A 12,298-nucleotide genomic window follows, 5' to 3' on the forward strand; every position below is an offset into this window, starting at 1 on the left:
TATATTCAGCAATTAGAAGCCAGTTTTCACAGCTTCAAGTAAAGCTGCTTGACGTTCTTTTAATGCTTTTGGTAAGCGCTCACCAAGTTTATTGAATAACTCAGTGTGGCTTTCAATTTCAGTAACCCACTGATCTTTATCTTGAGCTGTGATAAGGTCAAATTCTTCTTTAGAGAATTCAGTACCTTCCCAGTTCAAGTCATCGTAAGTTGGAACAAGGCCAATTGGTGTTTCAACAGCGTTTGCACGACCTTCACAACGGTCAATGATCCACTCAAGAACACGCATGTTTTGACCGAAACCAGGCCATACGAAGTTGCCTTCAGCATCACGACGGAACCAGTTTACATTGAAGATTTTTGGTAATTTATTACCAGCAGCTTCAGCTTTTGTACTTACTTCTTGACCAAGACTTAACCAGTGATCGAAGTAGTCAGCCATGTTATAGCCAGCAAATGGAAGCATCGCGAATGGGTCACGACGAACGATACCTTGTTGACCAACAGCAGCAGCTGTAGTTTCAGAACCCATAGTTGCAGCTTTATAAACGCCGTCAACCCAGTCAAAAGCTTCAGAAACTAAAGGAACTGTATCTGCACGGCGACCACCGAAGATGAATGCAGAAATTGGAACACCTGCTGGGTTTTCCCAATCAGCATCGATAGATGGACATTGACCTGCTGCAACAGTGAAACGAGCATTTGGATGTGCTGCTTTTTCACCGTTTACGTGAGGTTGACCTTTCCAGTTCGTTAAGTTTGTTGGAACTTCTTTAGAAAGACCTTCCCACCATACTTGACCATCTTCAGTTACTGCTACGTTTGTGTAGATAACATCTTTATGAAGAGTTGCCATACAGTTTGGGTTAGTCTTGGTATTTGTACCAGGAGCTACACCGAAGAAACCAGCTTCAGGGTTAATCGCATATAAACGGCCGTCTTCACCTGGTTTGATCCAAGCAATATCGTCACCTACAGTTTCGATTTTCCAACCTTCATAACCTGCTGGTGGAATTAACATCGCAAAGTTTGTTTTACCACAAGCAGATGGGAATGCAGCAGCGATGTAGTGTTTTTCACCTTGAGGGTTAGTTACACCAAGAATAAGCATATGTTCAGCTAACCAACCTTGTTCGCGTCCCATGACAGAAGCGATACGAAGAGCTAAACATTTTTTACCAAGTAATGCGTTACCGCCGTACCCAGAACCGAAAGACCAGATTTCACGAGTCTCTGGGTAATGAACGATATATTTCTCTGGGTTACATGGCCATGCAACGTCTTTTTGACCTTCAGCAAGTGGTGCACCTACTGTGTGTACACAAGGAACAAATTCGCCGTCTGTACCTAATACGTCATAAACTGCTTTACCCATACGTGCCATTTTGCGCATGCTAACAGCAACATAAGGAGAGTCAGTTAACTCGATACCGATATGAGCAATATGGCTACCTAAAGGACCCATAGAGAAAGGAACAACGTACATCGTACGACCTTCCATTGAACCTTCAAATAAACCATTTAATTTTTCACGCATAACAGCTGGATCTTCCCAGTTGTTTGTCGCACCAGCATCTTCTTTATTTTGAGAGCAGATGTAAGTACGATCTTCAACACGCGCAACGTCAGATGGGTCAGAATTTGCAAGATAAGAACCAGGATGTTTTTCTTGGTTTAATTTCTGCATGGTGCCGTTAGCGATCATCAAGTCGATTAGACGTTGAGATTCTTCTTCGCTTCCGTCACACCATTCGATTTTTGCTGGTTTGGTTAAGTTTGCAATTTCTTCAACCCATGCTATAAGCTTAGGATGACGAACGAATTCTGGTGCGTTCACTGTGGTCATGGTGAGGCCTATTCAAAATATGTACAACGTACAAGTCTATTCATTGGGGTACAATGAAAGATCAAATAAAAAAGTGGCTGTATTAAAGCATAAAATCATAAAAAAAATAAGACTAAAGACTAACAATTAGATATTTGGGTTTTTGAGTGTTTTTTAATGAAAATCATTTGGTTAGAGTTTTTTATACGGTTTATACTTTCATATTTTTATGTTGTATGTGTGTTATTTATTAAAATTATTTTATTTAAAATCAATAAATTAACTCTTAAATATTTCTTGAGAATTATTATTGATTAAACAAATGAAGATCATTCAAAATTTACATAAAGAGACTTTTAATAGGTGATTTTATATACAAAATAGAATAAACATCCCTATTTACGATAATAAAATGCGGCCCTTAAAACCTCTTTCAATCATCTACAATGAAAAATCAGGATTTCATGCTTCAAAGCATGAAGATGTTTATGAGCAACTGATGACCGCGTTAACAGAACATGATTTTGAGATACAAGTTTTTGAATTAAATGAAGATACATCATTTGATGATTTGATGAATAATGTGATCCATCGGCATTCACAAAACGAAAATAGAGGGGTAGTTGTTGCCGCTGGTGGGGATGGCACTTTAAATGCTGTTGCATCTAAACTTAAAAATACATCTATTCCAATGGGAATTTTGCCTTTAGGGACTTTTAACTACGTTGCTAAAGTTTTAGATATTCCATTAGACCTTTTGGACGCAGTAGAAGTTATTGCCACAGGTACACCTCGATCGGTTCATATAGCAGCAATCAATGATCATATTTATTTGAATAATGCCAGTTTAGGTCTATATCCACTCTTTATTAAAAAGCGCGAACTTTACAATAAATATTTAGGAAGGCTTCCTTTACATGCTTATACCTCAGCTTTAGATGTTTTATTAAGAGAAAATAAATCCATGAAGTTGTCGATAACGGTAGATGGGAAAAAATATCCAGTTAAAGCACCTCTAATTTTTTTTGGAAATAACCAATTACAGTTGTGTGATATGAAACTCAGGATTGCAGAATGTGCAGCACAGGGAAGAGTGGCTGGAGTTGTAATTACAAAAAGTGATAAGCTGAGTTTACTGAATATGCTTTGGCAATGGGTTCAAGGTAAAGTTGAAGATGCAGAAGATGTATATAGTTTTTGTGCAGATCATGTTGTGGTGGAATGTGCAAAGAAATCGAAACTTACAGTTGCTTTAGATGGTGAAATTATAGAAATGAAACCACCTTTAAATTTCACTGTAGAAAAGAATGCTTTAAATATTATGGTGCCGAATGTTATTACATCTGTCTGATTTACACTTTGGCACAGAAAAAAAAGAGTGTTTAGAGGCGATAAGATACTTTTGTATTCAGCAACAGCCTGAAGTGATTGTTGTGAGTGGGGATATTACCCAACGTGCCAGATATGAACAATTTTTTAAATGCCGACAGTTTTTAGATAGTCTCAATATTCCTTATCTTGTGGTGCCTGGAAATCATGATATTCCTTTGTATCATGTCTGGAACCGTTTTTTTTCTCCATTTACCCGATATCGATATTTTTTTGGTGAACTAGAGCCGACTTTAGAAACCGAACATTTCTATATTGTTGGGGTAAACAGCATACGTCGTCGTTATCACACACGTGGGCATATTTCGATTGAACAAATTCAAGATACTTATGAGCGTTTAGAAAAAGGACCTAAAGATAAAATAAAGCTGGTGGTTTTCCATCAACCTTTTTATACACCACCTGACAATAAGCATGGAATAAAGGATTGCCCTGTTTTGGGAAAAATTGCCTTAGAAAAGTGGAGTACAACAGGATTATTTGGAATGTTGCATGGCCATCTCCATAAAACTGCTGTATATGATTTAACGCAAATTTATGATTTAGAAATAGATCATCCTATTTATGATATTCATGCGGGTACAGCAACTTCTACTCGTTTATATCATCACAATCCGAATAGCTTTAATACAGTTTCAAATACAGGAAAGATTCAGCATTACTGGTTCAATGAACAGTTGGCTGAATTCACTTCAGATTGATCTGGGTTAGATGAGATTAAATATTTGATTGTTTAAAAAATATTCAAAAAAGAGGAAATTTTTTCTTATTTCCCCTTGAAGCCTTTTTTTTCATCCCCACAAAAGTGACATCTAAATATTTTGTTATTGCTCTGGATTAAGGCAATAACGATTAATCAAAAAGACTAAGTCTGATGGAGTTAACTATGAGCAACATTCGTCCATTACATGATCGCGTTGTGATTCGTCGTGTAGAAGAAGAAACCAAAACTGCTGGTGGTATTTTATTGCCAGGTTCTGCTGCTGAAAAACCATCTCAAGGTGAAGTAATTGCAGTAGGTAATGGTCAAATCACTGATAACGGCGTACGTGCTTTGGATGTTAAAGTTGGTGACAAAGTGTTATTCGGTACTTATGCAGGTACAACAGTTAAAGTAAGCGGTGAAGAACTCTTAATCATGAAAGAGTCAGACATCTTAGCTGTATTAGAAGGCTAATCGATTCATAACTCAATTCATTATCAGATTCAGTATTTAAAAAGATTCGGAGTTTAATATGTCAGCTAAAGACGTAAAATTTGGTGATTCAGCTCGCTCAAAAATGATTGCAGGCGTAAACGTACTTGCAGATGCGGTTAAAGTGACTTTAGGTCCTAAAGGCCGTAATGTTGTGATCGACCGTTCTTTCGGTGCGCCGCACATCACTAAAGACGGTGTGACTGTTGCTAAAGAAATTTCATTAAAAGACAAGTTTGAAAACATGGGTGCTCAACTTGTTCGTGAAGTTTCAAGCAAAACTAATGATATCGCTGGTGATGGTACAACAACTGCGACTGTACTTGCTCAAGCAATTTTAAACGAAGGTATCAAATCAGTAACTGCTGGTATGAACCCAATGGATTTAAAACGCGGTATCGACATTGCAGTAAAAACTGTAGTTGAAAATATCCGTTCTATTGCTAAACCAGCTGATGACTTCAAAGCAATTGAACAAGTTGGTTCTATCTCTGCTAACTCTGATACTACTGTTGGTAAACTTATTGCTCAAGCAATGGAAAAAGTAGGTAAAGAAGGCGTAATCACTGTAGAAGAAGGTTCTGGCTTTGAAGACGCATTAGACGTTGTAGAAGGTATGCAGTTTGACCGTGGTTATATCTCTCCGTACTTTGCTAACAAGCAAGATACTTTGACTGCTGAACTTGAAAACCCATTCATCCTTCTTGTTGACAAAAAAATCGGCAACATTCGTGAATTGATTTCTGTTTTAGAAGCAGTTGCTAAAACTGGTAAACCACTTCTTATCATCGCTGAAGATGTTGAAGGTGAAGCGCTTGCAACTCTTGTTGTAAACAACATGCGCGGCATTATCAAAGTATGTGCTGTTAAAGCTCCTGGTTTTGGTGACCGTCGTAAAGCTATGCTTCAAGACATCGCAATCTTGACTGGCGCAACTGTTATTTCTGAAGAAGTTGGTATGTCTTTAGAACAAGCGACTCTTCAAGATTTAGGTACAGCGCACAAAATCACTGTTTCTAAAGAAAACACAGTTATTGTTGATGGTGCTGGTGATGCTGCTGCTATCGCTGAGCGTGTTCAACAAATCCGTGCTCAAATCGAAGAATCTACTTCAGAATATGACCGTGAAAAATTACAAGAACGCGTTGCTAAATTGGCAGGCGGTGTTGCTGTAATTAAAATCGGTGCAGCAACTGAAGTTGAAATGAAAGAGAAGAAAGACCGTGTAGACGACGCTCTTCACGCAACTCGTGCAGCAGTTGAAGAAGGTGTTGTTGCAGGTGGTGGTGTTGCGCTTGTACGTGCTGTAAACGTTCTTGATGGCTTGAAAGGTGCTAACGAAGACCAAACTGCAGGTATCAACATTTTACGCCGTGCGATCGAAGCTCCACTTCGTCAAATCGTTGCGAACGCTGGTGATGAGCCATCTGTAGTGATCAACGCTGTTAAGGGTGGTGAAGGTAACTTCGGTTATAACGCTGCAACTGGCGAATATGGCGATATGTTAGAAATGGGTATTCTTGACCCAGCTAAAGTAACTCGTTCTGCACTTGAGCACGCTGCTTCTGTTGCTGGATTAATGTTGACTACAGAATGTATGATTACTGACATTCCAGAAGACAAACCAGCTGCTCCAGACATGGGCGGTATGGGTGGAATGGGCGGCATGATGTAATAAACATCAACGTCTAAATAAAAAATCCCTGCATTTGCAGGGATTTTTTTTATTTCATATATAAATTAAGAAAAAGTTAAGTTGATATTCTTAAACTTATAGTCAGGAACAGTAGCTGTAGTTCCTCTTTTTTGTTACACCATGCTTATCCTTTTATAAGCATGGTTTTTTTTAGCCTAATAAAATGATAAGCCACGTCACTGCAATAATAGACAGTGCAACAAACTGTGCAGCACTTCCCATATCTTTGGCATTTTTAGAGAGTTGATGTTTTTCAAGTGATACGCGGTCAACTACTGCCTCAATCGCAGAATTGAATAGTTCTACAATAATTGCAAATAAACATACAACGACCATAAGTGCATGTTCACCACGAGTCACATCTAGGAAAAAGCTAATAGGGATAAGCACGACATTAATTAAAACAATTTGTCGGAAAGCGGCTTCATTTTTATAAGCTGCCTTAAATCCTGAAATTGAATAACCTGTGGCATTCAAGATGCGCTTGAGTCCGCTTTTGCCTTTGTAGGGAGAATAACTATTCATTCACTTATATTTTTAACACTTTTCATGCATTATATATCGCGGCCCTCAAAAAAAATATTAAATCTTTTTTAAAGATTTTGACTTTATAACTTGATAGAGAAGAAGAGATGAAAAAACTATTTGTAGCATTAGGACTTGTCATGGGTGGCTTACATGTAAGCTATGCAGAGCCTGCTTCAGCTCAGCAAGTACCGGGATATTATAAGCATCAATTTGGTAATTACCGCATCACCTCTTTACTTGATGGCACCATTTATTTAGACCCTAAATTATTCAAAAATTTGAGTCAGGCTGAGAAGACTAAAATTTTAACCAAGTATGCAGCTGTTAATGAGAAGGGCATTCAAACTTCGGTAAATGCATTTTTAGTAGATGACGGTAAAAGTTTGACGCTTGTTGATAGCGGTGCTTCAAGCTGTTTTGGCCCGCAGTTGGGTTCGATTGCTAAAAATCTTGAACTGGCAGGCTATCAGCTTGCTAACGTGAAAACGGTTTTATTGACACATTTGCACCCAGACCATGTTTGTGGAATTACTAAAGATGGAAAAGCAGTATTTCCTAATGCAACGATTTATGCGCATGAACGTGAAGCAGATTACTGGTTAAATCCAGCTTCTGAAAAAACAGTACCAGCAAATCAAAAAGAAAATTATTTAGGTACTGTTAAAAATGTAAAAGCTGCACTTGCACCTTATGAAGCGAAAAAAGCATTCAAAACCTTTAAAGATGGCGATGTCATTCAAGGTTTTGAAGTAATCAATACACAAGGGCACACACCAGGTCATCATAGTTTCCGTTTAAAGATCAAGGGTCAACAAATTGTCTTTGTAGGGGACATTGTCCACTCACATTCTTTACAGTTTGATGCTCCAAAAACTGGCGTAGATTTTGATGTAAATTCTGAGCAGGCAATTAATACCCGTTTAAAAATGTTCGCTGAAATTTCAAATAAACAGCAATGGGTAGCTGCTCCACATTTGCCGTTCCCGGGGATTGGCCATGTATATAAAGTGAATGCAGAGCAATATCAGTGGATTCCTTTATATTTTAATAACAGTCTTGAGAAGTAAAAAAATGGGGCATTCAATGCCCCATTTTTTATTAAGTATTTAATTATTTTGTTGTTTTCTCAAAATTAGTCACAGCTTGACGGCCAAGTGCAGGATCATCGGTAAAGACACCATCCACACCTGCTTTAAAATATGCTTCGAACTCTTTTAAAGCACCTGTTGGACAACGTTCAGCAGGTTTATCGCTACATTTTAAAGGTTGTGGTAAAAAGTTGTTTTCTGGGCGGAAAGTATATGGATGTACTTTTAAGCCAACGGCATGTGCATCGCTAATAAATGAAGTGGTTTGTACTGAACCATCAGTATTGAAATTAAGAATATAGTTTTTGCTTGGGCCAACGCCATTTGCATATTTAGCAACATCTTTTAAGCTTTGTGCTGTGGCCAAATCACCATACGTCTTAGATACACCAGATTCAACAAAGTCGGCTGGTCGAGATGTTTTTGCATCATATAACTGAATGATTTGTGCATGTTTAAGTGTCTTATGAAGGTCAAGTTGATCTTTTAAATATTTTAAATTGCTGACTTCAAAAGACTGCAAATAGATAGGTGCGATATCACGTGTATATTGATACTTGGCTAGAGTTTTAAGAAGTGTGTCCTCCATAGCCAAATTTTTATTTTTAAAATAAGTCGGATGTTTAGTTTCGATATATAAACCAATAATCTTGCCAGTTTTTTTATAATTTGCTTCGGCAAGTTCAATGACTTGTTCGAGCGTCGGAATTGAATAGAGGTCATTGTAAGCTGTATTTGCTGGTCGGAACTCAGGAATACGCTCACGTGCTTTAACTTGTTGTAATTCATTTAAGGTGAGGTCTTCAGTAAACCAACCCGTTAAATTAACACCATCAATATTTTTAGTGGTTTTGCGGTCCGCAAATTGGGTAAGGGTACTGATATTGGTAGTCCCACCAATTTCGTTTTCATGACGCGTAACCAATACACCATCTTTTGTTGACACCAGATCGGGTTCGATAAAGTCAGCACCATCATCAATCGCTTTTTGATATGAAGCCAAAGTATGTTCAGGACGTAAAGCGCTAGCGCCGCGGTGTCCGATAACTAAAATTTTAGGAAGTTGATATTCTGGTGTAGTTGGTGTTGTTTCAGTTTTATCATCGTCATTACAACCGACCAAGCTAACTAAACTTAAGCATAAAAGTGCTTTTCTAAACATAATTCTACTCATATTGTTTTAGTTGAAACGACTCAAGTATTAAGATTTAGTTTGACATGATCATGAAGAATTCATGAATTTTAAGTGACACTAGTTAACTGGTTGTTTATTGCTTTGTTGGAAATATTAAAACGCGCTTTGTTTTTGTCTTAATTACATTTATTGTTTTATTTCTACTTGTCTTTTTTACATTGCTCGTTGATGATCACATGGTCTCAAAGCGGCATTTATTTCTGTTAATTAACGACATTATACCGGGCAGCCATGCTATCTAAATTTTTTATTGAACGTCCTATTTTTGCCAATGTCCTGGCGATCATTGTTATGGCTTTCGGTATTTTTTCGGTCATGAATTTACCTGTAGAACGATATCCAGATATCGCGCCGCCGAAGATTACAGTGTCAGCCAACTATAGTGGCGCAGATGCGCAAACGGTTGAGCAAAGTGTGACTCAAATTTTAGAACAGCAAATACAAGGTATTGACCACTTACTCTATTTTAGTTCATCAAGTGATTCATCGGGACGTAGCCGAATTACCATTAGTTTTGATAATGGAACCAATCCAGACACTGCTCAGGTCCAAGTCCAAAACAGTATTAGCGGTGTCATACGTCGTTTACCCGATGAAGTTCAGCGCCAAGGTGTGACAGTCAGTAAGTCACTAGGTGATACTTTTATGGTAATTGGCTTATATGACTCGACAGGTAAAACGGGAAATATTGAGCTATCAGACTATTTAACTACGCACGTGGTAGATAACCTGAACCGTATTGAAGGGGTAGGTGAAACTGATGTATTTGGTTCGCAATATGCGATGCGTATTTGGTTAAATCCGGACAAGTTAAAACAATATAATTTAATGCCAAGTGATGTGGCTAACGCAATTACTGCCCAAAACACCCAAGTTGCGGCTGGTGCAATCGGTGATTTACCAGTCATTGATGGACAATATTTAAATACAAAAGTGACGGCTGGATCTCGATTAAAAACAGTCGATGATTTTAAAAATATTGTTGTAAAGTCGAATAAAACGGCGAGTTATGTTTACTTAAAAGATATTGCTAGAGTTGAGCTTGGTGCAGAGAACTACCAGTCCTTTAATACGATTAATGGTTATCCCGCGGCAGGTTTAGGTATTTCGTTATCTTCTGGTGCAAATGCAATTCAGACCTCTAAGCTCATTCATCAAACCTTAGATCAGCTCGCAACTAAATTACCAGCCGGATATAAGATCGTTTATCCACGAGATAATACGCCGTTTGTTCAAGAGTCAATTAAGGAAGTTGTTAAGACCCTCGTAGAAGCGATTATTCTGGTTATTTTGGTCATGTTCCTATTTTTACAAAGCTGGCGCGCCACTCTTATTCCGAGTATTACCGTGCCAGTTGTTATTCTAGGGACTTTTGCTGTCTTATATGTGCTCGGGTTTAGTATTAACACATTGACATTATTTGCATTGGTACTCGCCATAGGTTTGTTGGTTGATGATGCAATTGTGGTGGTTGAAAACGTTGAACGGCTTATGCATGAACAGCATTTAAGCCCTAAAGAAGCTGCGATTGAGTCAATGGGTGAAATTAGTGGGGCCTTAGTTGGGATTACTTTGGTTTTAACCGCAGTTTTTATTCCAATGTCTTTTTTAGGTGGCTCAATTGGGGTCATTTACCGCCAGTTTTCCATTACTTTAGTTGCCGCTATGGCACTATCGCTGGTTGTTGCACTTGTATTAACCCCCGCCTTATGTGCATTAATTTTAAAACCGAACTCTGAACCTAAGCGTTGGGCAATTTGGTTTAACCAAAAAATTGATCAACTTAAGAATAAATATATCAAGCTTGTTCAGACGAGTATTGATTACAGTAAATCAGTTATTGTGATTTTTGTTGCGCTCATAGCAGTTTTTACGCTGTTCTATAGTGGTTTAAAAAGTGGATTTATTCCTAAAGAAGACCAAGGTATTTTAAGCGTTCAAATTAAATTGGTAGATAGTGCTCCAATTTCTGAAAGTCAGAAAATCGGTGAGCAAGTACGCCAATACTTTCTGAAACAAGAAGATAAAAATGTTGATTTGGTTTTAATTCGTTACGGTCGAAATAATGCCGGTACTGGACAAAATTTAGCACAAGGCTTTGTTGCTTTAAAACCTTGGGATGTCCGTACTGCAAAAGAAAACTCCGCTGACGCTATACAAAAGCGTGCAATGAAATATTTTAGTCATTTAAATAATGCTCAAATTAATGTGACCTTACCACCTTCAGTAAATGGTTTAGGCCAAACGGATGGTCTAGATTTTTGGATTCAGGACTTAAATGGTCAAGGTCAAAACTTCTTAGATGGGATGTTCCGACAGTTACAAACTCAAAGTAAAAACTATTCAACTTTCGAAAATTTTGATAAGCAGTCTACCAATAGTAAAGCGAATCTGAATATCAAGATTGATCAGAAACAGGCTTTGGCAAATAGTTTGGAACTCTCAGCAATTAACAATACGTTATCGAGTGCATGGGGTGGAACTTACGTAAATGACTTTATTGATCGGGGCCGTATTAAACGCGTCATGATTCAAGGTGATGCCCAGTTTAGATCTAAACCTGAAGATTTATATAATTGGTCTGTGCGTAATAGCCAAAATGAAATGGTGCCTTTTAGCTCATTTGCAAACTTCAGCTGGGGCGGGGCACCGGAAATTGTGAAACGCTATATGGGATATAGTGCTTTACAGCTACAGGCAGATGTTGCGAGTGGTAGCAGTTCTGGTCAAGCCATGAAGGATGTTGAACAACTCGTCAACCAGCAAAAAGACATCGGCTTAGCATGGACTGGCTTGTCTTTTGAAGAACAAAAGTCGACGAATCAGGCTGTATGGTTATATCTGATTTCGGCTGGTTTTATTTTCTTATGTTTAGCTGCTTTGTATGAAAGCTTAAGTATTCCTGCTGCTGTAATGACTTCTATTCCGCTAGGTGTAGGAGGAAGTGTCATTTTCTCTTATATCTTTGGTTTACCAAATGACGTGTATTTCCAAATTGCACTTTTAACTACGATTGGGTTGTCATGTAAAAACGCAATTTTAATTGTTGAGTTCGCTGCATTAGCTCAAGAGAAAGGAAAGAATGCTATTCAGGCTGCTCTAGAAGGCGCGAGCTTGCGTTTAAGACCGATTTTAATGACTTCTTTAGCCTTTGGTGCTGGGGTGATTCCACTTGTGTTTGCACAGGGTGCTGGTGCGGTTAGCCGTCAAGAAATTGGTATTAGTATTTTAGGTGGTGTGATGTTTGGTACTGTGCTGGTTTTATTCTTTATTCCAGTGATGTACGTGTTATTACGCTCACTGTTTAAATCGAAAGCTTCGAGTTAAAAGCAAACAATTTAAAATCAGGCATTAAATCAAGTATATTAAGTTTAACTTCTCTT

General features: G+C 38.0%; 9 protein-coding genes. 6 read left to right on the plus strand and 3 right to left on the minus strand.

Annotated features, from left to right (window positions below; translation table 11 throughout):
- Positions 1-12: 12 nt before the first annotated feature.
- Positions 13-1,845, minus strand: a complete 1,833-nt coding sequence (locus I8T81_RS04230; RefSeq protein ID WP_004699652.1) for a phosphoenolpyruvate carboxykinase (GTP) — start codon at positions 1,843-1,845, stop codon at positions 13-15.
- A 391-nt stretch (positions 1,846-2,236) separates the two neighbouring features.
- Between I8T81_RS04230 and I8T81_RS04235 the strand changes: the two genes are divergently transcribed.
- The 4 genes from I8T81_RS04235 (at position 2,237) to groL (ending at position 6,083) form a co-directional block, all read left to right on the plus strand.
- The gene (locus I8T81_RS04235; RefSeq protein WP_039252983.1) at positions 2,237-3,175 is read left to right on the plus strand and encodes a diacylglycerol/lipid kinase family protein; all 939 of its coding nucleotides are present in this window, start codon (positions 2,237-2,239) and stop codon (positions 3,173-3,175) included.
- Entirely contained in the window at positions 3,156-3,914 is a 759-nt protein-coding gene (locus I8T81_RS04240) for a metallophosphoesterase family protein (RefSeq protein ID WP_198072174.1), read from the plus strand. The genes I8T81_RS04235 and I8T81_RS04240 overlap by 20 nt, the downstream gene beginning before the upstream one ends.
- A gap of 185 nt (positions 3,915-4,099) precedes the next feature.
- Positions 4,100-4,390 carry a co-chaperone GroES gene (locus I8T81_RS04245; RefSeq protein ID WP_004652030.1) on the plus strand — a complete coding sequence of 97 codons (291 nt, stop codon included), beginning with the start codon at positions 4,100-4,102 and terminating at the stop codon, positions 4,388-4,390.
- Positions 4,391-4,448: 58 nt separating this feature from the next.
- The gene (gene groL, locus I8T81_RS04250) at positions 4,449-6,083 is read left to right on the plus strand and encodes a chaperonin GroEL (RefSeq protein ID WP_068935468.1); all 1,635 of its coding nucleotides are present in this window, start codon (positions 4,449-4,451) and stop codon (positions 6,081-6,083) included.
- Positions 6,084-6,254: 171 nt separating this feature from the next.
- Here the strand turns inward: groL and I8T81_RS04255 are convergent, their stop codons facing one another.
- Positions 6,255-6,629: a diacylglycerol kinase gene (locus tag I8T81_RS04255; protein WP_068935466.1), complete on the minus strand. Its 375-nt coding sequence runs from the start codon at positions 6,627-6,629 to the stop codon at positions 6,255-6,257.
- Positions 6,630-6,736: 107 nt separating this feature from the next.
- Between I8T81_RS04255 and I8T81_RS04260 the strand changes: the two genes are divergently transcribed.
- Positions 6,737-7,699 carry an MBL fold metallo-hydrolase gene (locus I8T81_RS04260; protein ID WP_198072175.1) on the plus strand — a complete coding sequence of 321 codons (963 nt, stop codon included), beginning with the start codon at positions 6,737-6,739 and terminating at the stop codon, positions 7,697-7,699.
- Between the two features lie 43 nt (positions 7,700-7,742).
- On the opposite strand, the gene I8T81_RS04265 is transcribed toward I8T81_RS04260, so the two are convergent.
- Positions 7,743-8,882, minus strand: a complete 1,140-nt coding sequence (locus tag I8T81_RS04265; protein WP_198072176.1) for a glycerophosphodiester phosphodiesterase — start codon at positions 8,880-8,882, stop codon at positions 7,743-7,745.
- A gap of 264 nt (positions 8,883-9,146) precedes the next feature.
- On the opposite strand from I8T81_RS04265, the gene I8T81_RS04270 reads away from it, so the two are divergent.
- Entirely contained in the window at positions 9,147-12,242 is a 3,096-nt protein-coding gene (locus I8T81_RS04270; RefSeq protein ID WP_174741042.1) for a multidrug efflux RND transporter permease subunit, read from the plus strand.
- Positions 12,243-12,298 lie beyond the last annotated feature (56 nt).

It is taken from the genome of Acinetobacter seifertii (assembly GCF_016064815.1).
In the GTDB taxonomy this organism is placed as follows: Bacteria; Pseudomonadota; Gammaproteobacteria; order Pseudomonadales; family Moraxellaceae; genus Acinetobacter; species Acinetobacter seifertii.

Bases quoted from the DNA above. Each gene is read 5' to 3' on its own strand.
- I8T81_RS04245 (WP_004652030.1), top strand. From the start codon at position 4,100: ATGAGCAACATTCGTCCATTACATGATCGCGTTGTGATTCGTCGTGTA.
- I8T81_RS04230 (WP_004699652.1), bottom strand. From the start codon at position 1,845: ATGACCACAGTGAACGCACCAGAATTCGTTCGTCATCCTAAGCTTATA.
- I8T81_RS04270 (WP_174741042.1), top strand. From the start codon at position 9,147: ATGCTATCTAAATTTTTTATTGAACGTCCTATTTTTGCCAATGTCCTG.
- I8T81_RS04260 (WP_198072175.1), top strand. From the start codon at position 6,737: ATGAAAAAACTATTTGTAGCATTAGGACTTGTCATGGGTGGCTTACAT.
- I8T81_RS04235 (WP_039252983.1), top strand. From the start codon at position 2,237: ATGCGGCCCTTAAAACCTCTTTCAATCATCTACAATGAAAAATCAGGA.
- I8T81_RS04255 (WP_068935466.1), bottom strand. From the start codon at position 6,629: ATGAATAGTTATTCTCCCTACAAAGGCAAAAGCGGACTCAAGCGCATC.
- I8T81_RS04265 (WP_198072176.1), bottom strand. From the start codon at position 8,882: ATGTTTAGAAAAGCACTTTTATGCTTAAGTTTAGTTAGCTTGGTCGGT.
- groL (WP_068935468.1), top strand. From the start codon at position 4,449: ATGTCAGCTAAAGACGTAAAATTTGGTGATTCAGCTCGCTCAAAAATG.
- I8T81_RS04240 (WP_198072174.1), top strand. From the start codon at position 3,156: ATGTTATTACATCTGTCTGATTTACACTTTGGCACAGAAAAAAAAGAG.